This window comes from Thalassococcus sp. BH17M4-6, from assembly GCF_049323015.1.
In the GTDB taxonomy this organism is placed as follows: domain Bacteria; phylum Pseudomonadota; class Alphaproteobacteria; order Rhodobacterales; family Rhodobacteraceae; genus Puniceibacterium.
Window position 1 is genome coordinate 205,998 of record NZ_JBMPGU010000001.1, and the last position, 13,935, is coordinate 219,932.

At 65.5% G+C, this 13,935-nt stretch carries 13 protein-coding genes and 1 pseudogene; 10 read left to right on the forward strand and 4 right to left on the reverse strand.

The window, feature by feature from the left end:
• Position 1: 1 nt before the first annotated feature.
• Together ACOXXX_RS00880 and ACOXXX_RS00885 are read right to left on the reverse strand one after the other, a co-directional pair.
• Positions 2–448, reverse strand: coding sequence for a GNAT family N-acetyltransferase (locus ACOXXX_RS00880; RefSeq protein ID WP_422824650.1), 447 nt, complete (start codon positions 446–448; stop codon positions 2–4).
• On the reverse strand, positions 445–1,386 hold the full coding sequence (locus ACOXXX_RS00885) for a nucleoside hydrolase (protein ID WP_422824651.1): 942 nt from the start codon (positions 1,384–1,386) through the stop codon (positions 445–447). The genes ACOXXX_RS00880 and ACOXXX_RS00885 overlap by 4 nt, the downstream gene beginning before the upstream one ends.
• A gap of 277 nt (positions 1,387–1,663) precedes the next feature.
• On the opposite strand from ACOXXX_RS00885, the gene ACOXXX_RS00890 reads away from it, so the two are divergent.
• Entirely contained in the window at positions 1,664–3,037 is a 1,374-nt protein-coding gene (locus tag ACOXXX_RS00890; RefSeq protein ID WP_422824652.1) for a TonB-dependent receptor plug domain-containing protein, read from the forward strand.
• Between the two features lie 7 nt (positions 3,038–3,044).
• Here ACOXXX_RS00890 and ACOXXX_RS00895 read toward each other — a convergent pair whose 3' ends face one another.
• Positions 3,045–3,995: a radical SAM protein gene (locus ACOXXX_RS00895; RefSeq protein WP_422824653.1), complete on the reverse strand. Its 951-nt coding sequence runs from the start codon at positions 3,993–3,995 to the stop codon at positions 3,045–3,047.
• A 213-nt stretch (positions 3,996–4,208) separates the two neighbouring features.
• Between ACOXXX_RS00895 and zwf the strand changes: the two genes are divergently transcribed.
• The 4 genes from zwf (at position 4,209) to ACOXXX_RS00915 (ending at position 8,830) form a co-directional block, all read left to right on the forward strand.
• Positions 4,209–5,663 carry a glucose-6-phosphate dehydrogenase gene (zwf, locus tag ACOXXX_RS00900; RefSeq protein WP_422824654.1) on the forward strand — a complete coding sequence of 485 codons (1,455 nt, stop codon included), beginning with the start codon at positions 4,209–4,211 and terminating at the stop codon, positions 5,661–5,663.
• Positions 5,660–6,337: a 6-phosphogluconolactonase gene (gene pgl, locus ACOXXX_RS00905; protein ID WP_422824655.1), complete on the forward strand. Its 678-nt coding sequence runs from the start codon at positions 5,660–5,662 to the stop codon at positions 6,335–6,337. The genes zwf and pgl overlap by 4 nt, the downstream gene beginning before the upstream one ends.
• Positions 6,338–6,342: 5 nt before the next feature.
• Positions 6,343–7,926 (forward strand): glucose-6-phosphate isomerase, encoded by a 1,584-nt coding sequence (gene pgi / locus ACOXXX_RS00910; protein WP_422824945.1) that lies wholly within the window; start codon positions 6,343–6,345, stop codon positions 7,924–7,926.
• 166 nt (positions 7,927–8,092) lie between these two features.
• Complete coding sequence (locus ACOXXX_RS00915) at positions 8,093–8,830, forward strand: PRC-barrel domain-containing protein (RefSeq protein WP_422824656.1); 738 nt, start codon at positions 8,093–8,095, stop codon at positions 8,828–8,830.
• 72 nt (positions 8,831–8,902) lie between these two features.
• Here the strand turns inward: ACOXXX_RS00915 and ACOXXX_RS00920 are convergent.
• Positions 8,903–9,325, reverse strand: a pseudogene (locus ACOXXX_RS00920) (cupin domain-containing protein).
• Positions 9,326–9,427: 102 nt separating this feature from the next.
• Here ACOXXX_RS00920 and ACOXXX_RS00925 point away from each other — a divergent pair.
• From ACOXXX_RS00925 to ACOXXX_RS00945, 5 genes are all read left to right on the forward strand, one after another.
• On the forward strand, positions 9,428–10,051 hold the full coding sequence (locus ACOXXX_RS00925; protein WP_422824657.1) for a holin-associated N-acetylmuramidase: 624 nt from the start codon (positions 9,428–9,430) through the stop codon (positions 10,049–10,051).
• The gene (locus tag ACOXXX_RS00930; RefSeq protein WP_422824658.1) at positions 10,042–10,620 is read left to right on the forward strand and encodes a holin family protein; all 579 of its coding nucleotides are present in this window, start codon (positions 10,042–10,044) and stop codon (positions 10,618–10,620) included. The genes ACOXXX_RS00925 and ACOXXX_RS00930 overlap by 10 nt, the downstream gene beginning before the upstream one ends.
• Positions 10,621–10,741: 121 nt before the next feature.
• Entirely contained in the window at positions 10,742–12,709 is a 1,968-nt protein-coding gene (locus tag ACOXXX_RS00935; RefSeq protein ID WP_422824659.1) for a heme lyase CcmF/NrfE family subunit, read from the forward strand.
• Entirely contained in the window at positions 12,706–13,194 is a 489-nt protein-coding gene (locus ACOXXX_RS00940) for a cytochrome c-type biogenesis protein (RefSeq protein WP_422824660.1), read from the forward strand. The genes ACOXXX_RS00935 and ACOXXX_RS00940 overlap by 4 nt, the downstream gene beginning before the upstream one ends.
• 177 nt (positions 13,195–13,371) lie before the next feature.
• A complete protein-coding gene (locus ACOXXX_RS00945) occupies positions 13,372–13,881 on the forward strand; it encodes a DUF2087 domain-containing protein (RefSeq protein ID WP_422824661.1) in 510 nt (169 codons plus the stop codon).
• The last annotated feature ends 54 nt before the right edge of the window (positions 13,882–13,935 follow it).

Genomic DNA, 13,935 nt, shown 5'->3' on the forward strand with positions numbered 1-13,935 from the left:
GCTACAGGATCCGGGACATGAACATGTACCGGTCGCGCGGCTCGAATCGCGCGCGGCTGTAGAAGCGTTGTGTCGCCTCGTCGTCGCGGTCGACCTCGAGGTGCAGAGCGCGCACGCCGCTGCCCTTGAGCGCCTTGGCCAGCGCGGTCAGCGCCTCGGACCCCATGCCGCGTTTGCGCACGGCGGGGCGGATGAAAATCTCGTCCACGATGCCGTCGAGCCCGCCGAATTCGATCGACCAGCCAAAGGTGATGGCGATGTAGCCCACTGGCGCCTTGCGCGGTCCGATCAGCCATATCGCGCCATGGGGCGAGCCGTCGAGCAGCGGCGCCACGGCGGCGCGCTGGTGGTCGGGGTCAGCTTCGATCCCCTGTTCGGCGTGGAAGGCCGTGACCAGGGTCAGCAACTTGTCAAGGTCGTCGGGCGTGGCGAGTTGCAGCGATTTCATAGCCGCGCCAGCCGTTCGGTCAGCAGGTCGAAAAACCCTTGCGCGTTCAGATCGCCGATGAAGGTCGCGTTGGCGGGACGATCCGTCACGCGCCACCAGTCCGCGACGGTCATGCCCAAAGTCAGCTCCGAGCCAGTCTCGATCTCGACATTGATATGCCGGCCGGAGAACAGGTCGGGGCGGATGAGGTAGGCGGTCACGCAGGGATCGTGCAGCGGCGCACCGGCGCTGCCGTATTTTTCCTTGTCGAACCGTTCGAAGAAATCGGTCATCTGCGCGACAGCGATGCCCACCGGCGTGTCCAGCGCGCGAAAGGCGTCGTTGCGGGCCTTGGTCACCAGCGCCTTGTGCGTGACATCAAGCGGCATCGCGACGACCGGGATTCCGGATTTGAAGACGATATCAGCGGCTTCAGGGTCGACGTAGATGTTGAACTCCGCCGTCGGGGTGATGTTGCCCACCTCGAAATAAGCCCCCCCCATCAGCACGATTTCCTGCACCCGTCCGGCAATGTCGGGGGCGCGCTGCAGGACCGTGGCGATGTTGGTGAGCGGCCCCAGCGGGCAGAGCGTGACCGTGCCTGGCGGTTCGGCCCGCAGGGTGTCGATGATGAAATCGACCGCGTGCTGGTCCTGCAGCGGCATGGTCGGGGCGGGCAGGGTCGGACCGTCGAGCCCGGTCTGGCCATGCACATGTTCAGCGGTGTGCAGGGGGCGTTTCAGCGGCGCGTCGCAACCGGCGAAGACACGGGTTTCGGGAAAGCCCGCCAGTTCGCAGACCTTGCGCGCGTTTTCCTGAGTGAGCGGCAAGGGCACGTTGCCTGCGACGGCGGTGATGCCCAGCACGGTCAGATCCTCGGGCGAGGCGAGCGCCAGCAGGATGGCGATGGCGTCGTCCTGGCCGGGGTCGGTGTCGATGATGATCTTGCGCGGCGGCATGGCAAAGCTCCGGTTTTGCCCGCTTGGTCGCACGGGGCGGGACGGCGATCAAGCGGCTTCGGCGCGGCCCGGCAGAGCCGCGCCGAGGCGGGCGAAAGGGTGGTGGCATGCTGTCAGGGTTGCGTGGATAGCTGCCCAATCAGCCGAAAGGTGTGCCGCCAGGCCCGGCGGGGCAGAAAACGCTTGGTCCGAGGGCGGTGGCGTTCGTATCATGGCGCCCCCGTATTCTTGAATCGTATGCGTTTTCCGCAATTTCATTCATCGGGAGATTTCAGACATGACTTGCAAGACCGTGATTTTCGGTGCCGCCTGCAGTGCGGCTCTTTTCCTCACCCACGCGGCCGAGGCGCGCGGGGCGCGCTGTTCCACCCTGACGATCGAGGCGCTTTCGTCAGACGATCTTCAGCGACTGCCCGGGACCAACGTGACCGACGCGCTCAACTCTCTGCCCGGTGTGCGGTTCGAGAACGGCACCACCCTCCAGCCCGGTCAGGGCGCAACCAACGTCACCGTGCGCGGGCTTGGGGACGGGCGGCCCGGGCCGCTGATCATCGTGGACGGGCAGCGTACCGGGCCGGACAGCTATACAATGAACAACGGGGCGCTGCCCGACCCGGAGGATATCGAACGGATCGAGGTGCTGCGCGGGCCGGTGGCGGCCTCGATCTACGGGGTCGCGGCGGCGGAGGGGGCGATCCTTGTGACCACCCGCAACCACAAGCGCAGCGGCTTTGCCACCGAGATCGCCGGAACGCTGCGCAACCCGGCGCTGGAGTTCGATTACCGGCTGTCGGGCGCGCAGCTTGGCGCCACAGCGGATATCTGCATTGACGCCGGGATGGTGTTGCCGCTGACGCTGAACATCGAGGCGTCGGGCTACCGGTTAGACGGGTCGGACAGCATCGACAATCAGACCTTCCTGGGCGGATTCGGGATCACCGGGATTGGCGGCACGCCCGGCGTCTACGTCAATTCGCCGACCGATCTGCTCAACGCGTCCTTCGACACAGAGCGCACCGGCTCGATCTTTTCGCTGGGGCTGGACCTGCCGCTGCGGATGGACGTGCACGATGGCAGCGGCGGCAGCGGCATGGGCGGGCGCGGTTCGGTCGGAGTGACCAGCATCTTCTTCGGCCTGCGCGGCGGATCGCTCGACCAGAGCGAGACCACGACCTTTCACGCCGACACGCCCGCGTTTGGCGCAAGCAGCGACTGGCGGGGGCGCTACGACACCACTTTCGACGGCAGCTATACCGGGGCCTATGCCGGGCTGGGGTATGCGCGCACCTTTCTGGGCGTCGGCAACCGCGCGACGACGTTTTCGCTGTCGGGGCAGGTGGGCTATGACGCCTATGATTTCGACGTGACGGAAAAGGTACGCGGGCAGGGGCTTGGCGGGGCGCTGAATTATGCCAACAGCCAGAACCACAGGTTTTCCGACACGGTTCTTTCGGCGTCGCTGCGGGCGTCAATAGATGTGCGGCTGCGCAATTTTTCCTACGGCGGCTTCCTGGAGATCAGCAGCGGCGCGACGCCCGAGATCAATCGTTTCCTGCCGGATTCGACGCCCGCAGGCGCGAAGGACCCGAAATATTCGCTGGACGCGTCACCCAGCGCCACGCTGGGCATCTACGGCACCTACCGGTTCTAGGGCCGCCTCAGCCCGAGCAGGACGCGCCGCCCAGCACGCAGAACTTGGCGCAATGGGGATGGTTGAGCGCGACGTCACGCTCGGCTTCTTCCAGCGTCGCGCCCAGTTCGAATTCGGGTGCGTAGGGCAGCAGGGTGCAGGCCAGCACGGCGGGCGTCTCCGCGCCCTTGCGCTTGACCACCATGCGCGAGGAGGCGCACATCACGTCGTCGGGGTTCTTGTCGAGAATGCCCCAGCAGGCGGTGGTGATTTCGGGCACCTCGACGGTCTCGTCCATTTCCGGGAAAAGCACGCAAGCCGCCGGATCATAGGCGTCGATGTCGAACCCTTCGGCCTTGAAGAGCGCGGCATAGCCTGCACGGCTTTGCGCGTCGGTTTCGTCCCACATGGTGCGGCCCGCGATGGCCATGCGGATGCCCTGATCGCGCAGCCAGCGCATGCCCTCGATCGTCTTGTCGAAGGTGCCCGCGCCGCGTTCGGCATCGTGGTTGTCGGCCGACCAGTGATCGACCGAAATGCGCAAGGTCAGCTTGGACCCGTATTCGGCCTGCAATGCCTCGAGCCCTTCGCGCATCTTGCGGCGCATCATCGGGCGCATCGCGTTTGTCAGGATCAGCACCTCGTAACCGCGCGCCAGGCAGGCGCGGGTCATGCCGATCATCTCGGGATTCATGAACGGCTCCCCACCGGTAAAGCCGATTTCGGTCACCGGCCACTGGCGTGCGTCAAGCTGATCGAGATAGTCCACCACCTCGGCTTCGGTGATGTAGACAAGCGCATCGTTGCTGGGCGAACTTGCGATATAGCAGTTCAGGCATTCGATGTTGCACAGCGTACCGGTGTTGAACCACAGCGTCTGCGGATGGGTGAGCGCCACCGTGGCGCGGTCCTCGCCCGTGGCGGTCAGCCGCGGATCGGCAAATTTCCCGGCATTTGCAGTGTGGTTGGCATCTTTCATGAGCGGTCAAATCTTTCCTTGTTTGTCAGACAGGTATCCGCGCCGCCCGGCACTGGCCAGTGCTGTCGCTGTCGGGTGACACCATTGTGATAGGCTGTCAGAGTGTTAGACAAGACGAAGCAGATGCGCTAAACGGTCCGCGTTAGCGCTAACGGCCCTGGGGTGAGGACCCCGCCGCAGCACGGACGAGACATATGACGGAGCACAGCTGACATGGTATCGCGCGTTATTCCCGTGGACCCGTTCGATCTGGTGATTTTCGGTGGCACCGGGGACCTGGCCCGCCGCAAGATTCTGCCCGGTCTTTTCCGGCGTTTCTGCGCCGGACAGATGCCGGAAGAGGCGCAGGTGATCGGCGCTGCCAGGTCGGAAATGGACGATGACGGCTACCGCGCGTTCGTGCGCGAGGCGATTGCCGAATTCGGTGGCACCGAAGCCCCCGAGGGTGGCGTGCTCGAGGCGTTCCTGTCGCGGCTGGGATACGTCCGCGTCGATGCGACCGGCACCGACGGCTGGCAGGATCTGGCCGCGCGCGTCACCAATGACCGGGTGCGGGCGTTCTACTTTTCGGTCGGGCCGTCGCTCTTCGGGGCGCTGGCGGAACGGCTGCACCAGCATGGGCTGGCGTCGCCGGAAAGCCGGATCGTGGTGGAAAAGCCCTTTGGCAACGACCTGGGCACGGCGCGCGAACTGAACGGCGTGCTGGCCGAGCATTTCGACGAGACGCAGATATACCGGATCGACCACTACCTGGGCAAGGAAACGGTGCAGAACCTGATGGCTGTGCGCTTTGGCAACGTGCTGTTCGAGCCGCTTTGGAACGCACAGTACGTCGATCATATCCAGGTGACCGTGGCCGAAACCGTGGGCGTCGGCGGGCGCGGCGGCTATTACGACAAATCCGGCGCGATGCGGGACATGGTGCAGAACCACCTGATGCAGCTTTTGTGTCTGATCGCGATGGAGCCGCCGGCGAAGTTCGAACCCGACGCGGTGCGCGACGAAAAGCTCAAGGTGATCCGCGCGCTCGAACCCGTCGAGACGCATCACATCGTGCGCGGCCAGTACGACAAGTCGGAAAACGAGCCCAGCTACCGGCAGGATGTCGAGAACCTCAAGAGCTTTACCGAAAGCTTCCTGGCGATGAAGGTGCATATCTCGAACTGGCGGTGGGCCGGCACGCCGTTCTACCTGCGCACCGGCAAGAAGCTGCGCGCGCGCACCAGCGAAATCGCCGTCGTCTTCAAGGACGCGCCGCATTCGATTTTCGGGGCCGAAGCGGGGCGGCACCGCAACGTGCTGGTGATCCGCCTGCAGCCCAACGAAGGCATGACACTTGATGTGACCATCAAGGAACCGGGGCCGGGGGGCATGCGGCTGGTCGATGTGCCGCTCGACATGACCTTTGCCGACGCGCTTGGCCCCGATGCCGACGAGGTGCCTGACGCCTATGAACGGCTGATCATGGATGTGATCCGGGGCAACCAGACGCTGTTCATGCGCGGGGACGAGGTCGAGGCCGCCTGGGCTTGGACCGATCCGATCATCGCGGGATGGACCGCGCGCAACGACGTGCCCAAGCTCTATGATCCGGGCAGCGCCGGCCCCGAGGATTCGCTGATGCTGATGCATCGCGACGGCCGCAAATGGCGGGAGATCAAGGCATGAGCCACGAGCTTCAGGAATACCCTGACCGCGAGATGCTGATCATCGACCTGGCCGGGCAGCTGGCGGGGGATCTGCGCGCGGCGCTCAAGCACGACGAGCGGGTCGCCTTTGCGGTGCCGGGCGGGACGACGCCGGGACCGATCTTCGACGATTTGTGCGCCACCGAACTGGACTGGGACCGGGTCGATGTCCTGCTGACCGACGAACGCTGGGTGCCGGAAAGCTCTGAGCGGTCGAACACCCGGCTTCTGCGCGAACGACTGCTGGTGGAAAAAGCCGCCGCCGCGCGGCTCTTGCCGATGTATGTGCCCTGTCAGGAACCCGAGGAGCGGCTGGCGGAAATAAGCCAGACCATCACCGCCGAATTGCCGCTGGCGGTGGTGCTGCTGGGGATGGGCGCGGACATGCACACGGCATCGCTGTTTCCGGGCGCCGACCGGCTCGGGGATGCGCTGGCCCCCGATGCGCCGGTGCTGATGCCGATGCGTGCGCCGGGCGCCCCCGAACCGCGTGTCACCCTGACTGCGCAGGTGCTCAACGGTGCGCTGCGCAAGCACGTGGTGATCTTCGGCGCGGAAAAGCGCGCGGCGCTTGAAAACGCCAAGGGCAAGAAGGCGCTTGAGGCGCCGATCAATGCCGTCCTGGACGGCGCAATCGTACATTGGGCGGAGTGACCGACATGTGGGACGAGATCAGCAAACAGGCCGAACGTGCGGCCGATCGGCAAATTCTGGACCTTTTCGACAATGACAACCGCGCGGCGGAATTTTCGCTGAACGCCGTCGGCATGCTCTTCGACTATTCCAAGACCCAGCTGGACGAACAGGCGCGGGCGGCGCTGATCAAACTTGCGCAGGACGCAGGCGTCGAGGCGCGGCGCGAGCAGATGTTCAGCGGCGCCAAGATCAACGAAACCGAAGACCGCGCGGTGCTGCACACCGCCCTGCGAAACCTTGATGGCGGGCCGGTGCATGTGGACGGGCAGGACGTCATGCCCGAGGTTCTGGCGACGCTCGACAAGATGACGACCCTTGCCCGCGACGTGCGCGCCAGCGACGTGACGGATGTGGTCAACATCGGCATCGGCGGGTCCGATCTTGGCCCCAAGATGGCGGCGATTGCGCTGTCGCCCTATCACGACGGGCCGCGTTGCCATTTCGTGTCGAACGTGGACGGGGCCGATATCTCGGACGTGCTGCGCGCCTGCGACCCGGAAAAGACCGTGTTCATCGTCGCCTCCAAGACCTTTACCACGATCGAGACGATGACCAACGCCCGCACCGCGAAGGCCTGGCTTGAAGACAAGGGCGCGTCGCTGGACGGCAAGTTCATCGCGCTGTCGTCCAACAAGGCAAAGGCCGCCGAATTCGGCATCCCCGAGGACCGCGTGCTGGGATTCGAGGATTGGGTCGGCGGGCGCTATTCGGTTTGGGGGCCCATCGGCCTGTCGCTGATGATCGCCATCGGGCCTGATGCCTTCCGCGCCTTTCTGCGCGGTGCGCAGGAGATGGACAACCATTTCAGATCGGCCGCGCCGCATCAGAACATGCCGGTGCTGCTGGCGCTGGTGGGCATCTGGCACAACCAGGGCCTGGGCCACGCCACCCGTGCTGTGCTGCCCTACGACAACCGTCTGTCACGGCTGCCCGCCTATCTGCAGCAGCTCGAGATGGAGAGCAACGGCAAGGGCGTGTCGATGGACGGCAAGGATCTGACCGTCAGTTCGGGCCCCGTGGTCTGGGGCGAGCCGGGCACCAACGGCCAACACGCCTTTTACCAGCTGATCCATCAGGGCACGCGGGTCGTACCATGCGAATTCCTGGTCGCCGCCGAAGGTTTCGAGCCTGAACTGCGCCACCATCACGCGCTGCTGATGGCCAACTGCTTTGCCCAGTCCGAAGCGCTGATGCGCGGCCGGTCGCTGGAAGAGGCGACAAAGATCATGGCGGCCAAGGGTCTTGTCGGCCCCGAGCTTGACCGCCAGGCCCGCCACCGCGTGTTCCCGGGCAACCGACCTTCGACCACGCTGATCTATCCGCAGCTCACCCCCGAGGTGCTGGGCAAGATCGTGGCGCTTTATGAACACCGTGTCTTTGTCGAAGGGGTGATCCTGGGGATCAATTCCTACGATCAGTGGGGCGTGGAACTGGGCAAGGAACTGGCGACGGCGCTGGGGCCGATGGTGACGGGCGAAAAGCCCACCGACGGCAAGGACGGGTCCACCGCGCAGCTTATCGCCTACGTCCAGCGCCACACCGGGTAAGCCACCGCCTCAGGTCAAATCCGTTGTGGGTATGCGAGGGCATGCGAACGCTCTCACGCCGCTCACAGTTCCGTGAGAAGATAGAAATATATTCCAGCTTTTCGACGGAACGGTAGGGCGTTGCGGGTGTTCTTCCTCCAGTTGCAAATCCGTAGGAGGACTAGACATGAAACATCTGTTTACAACAACCGCCCTCGCCCTGACCCTTGCCGCCGGCGCCGCATATGCGGAAAGCCACACCAATGGCGAAGAGATGGAGCAGAATCTCGAGAACGCTGGCGAAAGCCTTGAGAATGCTGGAGAAAACGCCGCAGATGCGACCGGCGAAGCGATGAACGACGCGGGCGAAGCTGTCGAGAACGCCGCAGAAGACACCGCGCAGGCAACCGAGAATGCCGCCGAAGAAACCGGTGAGGCTGTCGATAATGCCGCTAATGAGACCGGCGAAGCGGTTGAAAACGCCGCGGACGAAACCGGTGAAGCCATGGACAACGCTGCAGACGAAACCGCTGCAGCCGCCGACGCCGCTGCCGAAAATGCCAACGACATGGCGTCGAACGACACCAACATGATCCGCGTTCGCGACATTCTGGGTGGCGAAATCTACTCGGCTGACACGCAGAACGGCGTGGCCGAATTCTCGACCCAATCCTACTCGGAAATGGGTGAGAACTGGGAAAACATCGGCGAGATCGAGGACATCATCCTGACCTCCGATGGCAAGATCAAAGGCATCGTGGCCGAGGTCGGCGGTTTCCTGGGCATCGGCGACAAGCACGTCATGCTTGAGATGCAGAACGTGCAGCTCGTGCCGGTCGAAGACGAAAGCTACAAGGTCGTTGTCGGCTACAGCGAAGAAGAGCTGGAGAACATGCAGTCTGTTGACGAATCGCCGCTGAACTAAGCGATTTCCGCCGTCTGACGGCTAAAGACAGGAACGCGCCCTCCGACCCCGGGGGGCGCGTTTTTCGTGGGATCAGGGAATGGTGACGTCGGGCCCGGCCAGGGTGAAGCCGGAAAACTGAAACGCAGGGGACACGGTGCAGCCCACAAGGGTCCAGTCGCCGGTCGTGCGGGCGGCCTGCCAGTGATCGACAGGCACGATGATCTGCGGCGCGGCGCCCGCAGCCAGGTCGGGGCCCAGCACATGATCCTGCCGCGGCCCGTCCAGCGACGGCGCCAGCGACAGGACAAGCGGCGCACCGGCGTAGAAATGCCAGATCTCGGTCGCGTCGACACGGTGTCAATGACTTGCCTCGCCCGCGCGCAGCAGAAAGTAGATGCAGGTGCCCGCCGGGCGGGCGTCGCCTTCGGCAGGGGCGATCCAGGTCTGGCGGTAGTGCCCGCCCTCGGGATGCGGGGCCAGATCCAGCCGAGCGATGATGTCGTCTGCGGTCATGGCATCCTTTCGACGGACCTTGGCGGCGCGCGGTGCTGTGCGACGCGGTTAACCCTTGCGGGCGCAGTCTGGTCGGCGATTTGAGCAGGCCAGAGGCACCCCATGTCCGCACATCCCCAAGACGTCCGGCGCATCGCCGAAGAAATCGTCGCCCGCGAAGGCGGCTATGTCAACGACCCCGACGACCCCGGCGGCGCCACGAATTTCGGCGTCACGATCCACACGATGCAGCGGCTGGGGCTGGACCTTGACGGCGACGGCCGGGTCAGCGCCGCGGATGTGAAACGGCTGAACCGCGACCAGGCGGTGGAGATTTTCGTGCGGCATTATTTCGACCGGCCCCGCATCGGCACCCTGCCGAAGGTGCTGCAGGCGTCGGTCTTCGACATGTATGTCAACGCCGGGACCAACGCGGTCAAGATCCTGCAACGCCTGCTGGGCCAGATGGGGCAGGGCGTGACGGTGGACGGCATCATCGGCCCGCAGACGGCTGGCGCGGCAAGGGCCGCCTATGACATGGCGCCCGACCATCTGGCCGACGCTTACGGGATTGCGCGGCGCAACTACTACTTCGCGCTGGCCGACCGGCGCCCCGCCAGCCGCAAATACGCGCGCCGCCGCGATGGTGGCAAGGGCGGCTGGATCACCCGGGCCGAGGCGTTCATTTCGCCGCGCTTTCACCTGAGCGACGCGGCCTTTCAGGAACGGGTGGCACAATGGGATTGATCGAGAAACTTCTGGGGCTGGTCTTTGGCGGCGGCCGCAACGTGGTGGCCGAAACGGCCGAGGTTTTCCGCGTGAATGCCGAGGCGCAGGCGGGCCGCGACGCCACTCACCAGGCCCAGGCGCTGCAGCAGTTCGGGCAGGAATTCCGGCTGACCCGCCGCGGCCTTTTCGACCGGTTCATGGACGCGCTCAACCGCGTGCCGCGTCCAGCGATGGCGCTTGGCACGCTGGGGCTTTTCGTGGCGGCGATGGTCGATCCGGTGTGGTTCGCCGCGCGGATGTCGGGCATCGCGCTGGTGCCAGAGCCGCTCTGGTGGCTGCTGGGGGCGATTGTCAGTTTCTATTTCGGCGCGCGTCACCAGTCGAAGGGGCAGGACTTCCAGCGCGAGCTGGCCGCGACCATGGCCGCCGTGCCGCAGGTGGTGCAAAGCATCGGGGCGATCGACGCGTTGCGCGGCGACGCCCCGTCCGCTGGCGGCGTGGGCCATGACGGCCCCGAAAATCCAGCACTGGCGGAATGGCGCAGCACCCGGAACGAGGACCGCGCGCCCGGCTTTGCCGGGTCTTGAATCCAGCCGCCGGACGCAGGAAACCCGTCCGGCGGGCCACCCGGCGCCCCGCGACAACGTGAACCGCCGAAAGTGCCGAATCCCATTGGCCCGTGACCCTGCGCCCCCTATAGTCCGGGGTATGATCACAGAGCTCGGACACTTCGCCCTCATCCTCGCGTTTCTTATCGCCATCGTGCAGGCTGTGGTGCCCATGGTGGGCGCGCACAAACGCTGGCCGGGCTGGATGGCCGTGGCCGAACCCGCGGCAACGGCGCAATTCCTGCTGACGGCGTTTTCCTTTGCCGCGCTGATGCATGCCTTCATCGTATCGGACTTCAGCCTCAAGCTGGTGGTCGAAAACTCGCATTCCGCCAAGCCGATGCTCTACAAGATCTCGGGCACCTGGGGGAACCACGAGGGGTCGATGCTGCTTTGGGTGCTGATCCTGGCGCTTTTCGGGGCGATGGCGGCCTGGTTCGGGGGCAATTTGCCGCCGACCCTGCGGGCACGGGTGCTGGCGGTGCAGTCCTCCGTCGCCGTGGCTTTTTTCGCCTTCATCCTCTTCACCTCGAACCCGTTCCTGCGGCTTGCGGTGCCGCCGTTTGACGGGCAGGACCTCAACCCGCTGCTGCAGGACCCCGGTTTGGCCTTTCATCCGCCGTTCCTGTACCTCGGCTACGTGGGCCTCAGCATCTGCTTCAGCTTTGCCGTCGCCGCCCTGATCGAGGGCCGGGTCGATGCCGCCTGGGGCCGCTGGGTGCGCCCCTGGACGCTGGCCGCCTGGATATTCCTGACCATCGGAATCGGTCTGGGCTCCTGGTGGGCCTATTACGAACTGGGCTGGGGCGGATTCTGGTTCTGGGACCCTGTGGAAAACGCAAGCTTCATGCCCTGGTTGCTGGCCGCAGCACTGCTGCATTCCGCCATCGTCGTGGAAAAGCGCGAGGCGCTGAAAAGCTGGACCATCCTTCTGGCGATCCTCGCCTTCGGCTTTTCGCTGATCGGGACCTTCATCGTCCGCTCGGGTGTGCTGACCTCGGTGCATGCCTTTGCCAACGATCCCGAACGCGGCGTTTTCATCCTGATGATCCTGGTCTTCTTCACCGGTGGGGCGCTGACGCTGTTCGCCGGGCGCGCCAACGTGATGCAGGCCAAGGGCGTCTTTGGCGTGGTCAGCCGCGAAAGCGCCGTGGTGGCCAACAACATCCTGCTGGCGGTGGCGTGTTTCGTGGTCTTCGTGGGCACCATGTGGCCGCTGGTGGCCGAAATGGCGTTCGACCGGAAGTTGAGCGTCGGGCCGCCGTTCTTCAACCTTGCCTTCACGCCGTTCATGATGCTGCTTGGGCTGATCCTGCCGCTGGGCTCGATGATGGCCTGGAAACGCGGCAAGGTCTCGCGCACCCTGCGGTCGCTGGTCCCGGCCTTCTGTCTTGCCGTGGCGCTGGCGGGGCTGGTGTGGGCCATGCAGACCGGCCGCAGCCTGATGGGTCCCATCGGCGTCTTCCTGGGCGTCTGGCTGGTGGCCGGCGCGGTCACGGACCTGGCCGGGCGACTGGGCCAGTCGCGCGATCTGCGCAGGCTGGCGCGGCTTCCGCGGGCCGATTGGGGCAAGGCGCTGGCGCATTCGGGCCTGGGCATCACGATGATCGGCATCGCCGGGCTGATGGCTTGGCAGCAGGAGGATATCCGCGTGGCGCAGATCGGCGAAAGCTTTGCCGTGGGCGGGTTCGAGCTGGAACTGCGTGACGTCGAGGAGGTGCGCGGCCCCAACTACCTGTCGACCATGGGCGTGGTCGGGCTGAGCCGCAACGGCACCGAGGTGGCGGAACTGCGCCCCGAAAAGCGCAACTATCCGGTGGCGCAGATGCCCACGACCGAGGCGGCCATCGACTACCGGTTCCTGCGCGACGTCTATGTGGTGATCGGTGACGCCCAGGACGGCGGCGGCTGGGTGCTGCGCACCTATATCAAGCCGCTGGCCAACTGGATCTGGGCCGGGTGCCTGATCATGGCCTTGGGCGGGCTGGTAAGCTTGACGGACCGCCGCTACCGCGTGGCGGCAGGTGCGCGCAAGACCCGTGCCGCCGCGGCGGTGCCTGCGGAATGAGGGCGCTGCTGCTCGCACTGATGTTGCTTGCGGGCAGCTCCTCCGCCTTGGTGGGCGTCTTCGCGGGGGCGGCCTGGGCGGTGCTGCCGGACGAGGTGCTGGACGATCCGGCGTTGGAGGCACGTGCGCGGGAGCTTTCCAAGGGGCTGCGTTGTCTGGTCTGCCAGAACGAAAGCATCGACGAAAGCAATGCGTCGCTGGCGCGGGACCTGCGCCTGCTGGTGCGCGAACGGCTGGTCGCCGGGGACAGCGACGAGGAGGTCATCGACTACATCGTCGAACGCTACGGCGAATTCGTACTGCTGAACCCCACCACCGGCGGCGCCAACTGGCTGCTGTGGGCGGCGGGGCCCGCGATGCTGCTGCTGGCGCTGGGGGTGGGCGTCTTCTATGTGCGCGGCCGGTCGAGTGCCGTGGCCGAGACCGAAAGCGGGCTGAGCGAGGCGGAACAGGCGCGGCTGCGGGATATCCTCAAGGACGGCTAGGATTGCCGGGGCGGCCGGCCCGTGCTAATCCATAGGTCAGGGTCCGCAGTTCACCCAGGCGCCGCCACTTGCTAAACCTGCCTTACTCCTCTCATCGGATCCCATCCCGGCGATACCTTTGGACAAGGGCGGACCTCCTTCCCCGAACGGGGCGCGGTGTCGCAGCGGAGAAGACCGATGTCCCGAGAGACGATTCCCCTGACCATTTCCGACCTGTCGCAATTCGCCAAGGCGCTGCGCGCGGAACTGCCCGATCCGCCCAAACAGCTTGAAATGCTGGGGATGGTGGCCCGCGCGGCGGGCTACCGCAATTACCAGCACCTGCGCGCCCGCGCCGAACCAGCCCCGGTGGTGGATGAAAAGCGCGTGACCCGGGCGCTGCGCTATTTCGATGCCGAGGGGCGGCTGGCGCAATGGCCCGCGCGTACCGCGATCCAGATGCTTTGCTGCTGGGTGATCTGGGCACAGCTGCCCGCGCGCGAGGTAATGACCGAACGCCAGATCAGCGCACGCATCGACGCGCTGACAGGGTTCCGCGATGCCGCGCAGATCCGCCGCTCGCTGATCGAGGCGGGGGCGCTCAGCCGGACCACCGACGGGTCGGAATACATCCGCGTGGAACGCCCGATGCCGGCCGACGCCCGGGCGCTGCTGCAGCGGCTGCGTGCGACCATACCGGCGGGCTGACCCGGACGCGGCGGCGCGTCTTCAAGTGACGCCGCGTTTGGCTTTGCCATTTGC

What these genes read in the sequence shown, in the direction of transcription:
- ACOXXX_RS00880 (WP_422824650.1), bottom strand. Translation starts at nt 448, where the DNA reads ATGAAATCGCTGCAACTCGCCACGCCCGACGACCTTGACAAGTTGCTG.
- ACOXXX_RS00885 (WP_422824651.1), bottom strand. Translation starts at nt 1,386, where the DNA reads ATGCCGCCGCGCAAGATCATCATCGACACCGACCCCGGCCAGGACGAC.
- ACOXXX_RS00890 (WP_422824652.1), top strand. Translation starts at nt 1,664, where the DNA reads ATGACTTGCAAGACCGTGATTTTCGGTGCCGCCTGCAGTGCGGCTCTT.
- ACOXXX_RS00895 (WP_422824653.1), bottom strand. Translation starts at nt 3,995, where the DNA reads ATGAAAGATGCCAACCACACTGCAAATGCCGGGAAATTTGCCGATCCG.
- zwf (WP_422824654.1), top strand. Translation starts at nt 4,209, where the DNA reads ATGGTATCGCGCGTTATTCCCGTGGACCCGTTCGATCTGGTGATTTTC.
- pgl (WP_422824655.1), top strand. Translation starts at nt 5,660, where the DNA reads ATGAGCCACGAGCTTCAGGAATACCCTGACCGCGAGATGCTGATCATC.
- pgi (WP_422824945.1), top strand. Translation starts at nt 6,343, where the DNA reads ATGTGGGACGAGATCAGCAAACAGGCCGAACGTGCGGCCGATCGGCAA.
- ACOXXX_RS00915 (WP_422824656.1), top strand. Translation starts at nt 8,093, where the DNA reads ATGAAACATCTGTTTACAACAACCGCCCTCGCCCTGACCCTTGCCGCC.
- ACOXXX_RS00925 (WP_422824657.1), top strand. Translation starts at nt 9,428, where the DNA reads ATGTCCGCACATCCCCAAGACGTCCGGCGCATCGCCGAAGAAATCGTC.
- ACOXXX_RS00930 (WP_422824658.1), top strand. Translation starts at nt 10,042, where the DNA reads ATGGGATTGATCGAGAAACTTCTGGGGCTGGTCTTTGGCGGCGGCCGC.
- ACOXXX_RS00935 (WP_422824659.1), top strand. Translation starts at nt 10,742, where the DNA reads ATGATCACAGAGCTCGGACACTTCGCCCTCATCCTCGCGTTTCTTATC.
- ACOXXX_RS00940 (WP_422824660.1), top strand. Translation starts at nt 12,706, where the DNA reads ATGAGGGCGCTGCTGCTCGCACTGATGTTGCTTGCGGGCAGCTCCTCC.
- ACOXXX_RS00945 (WP_422824661.1), top strand. Translation starts at nt 13,372, where the DNA reads ATGTCCCGAGAGACGATTCCCCTGACCATTTCCGACCTGTCGCAATTC.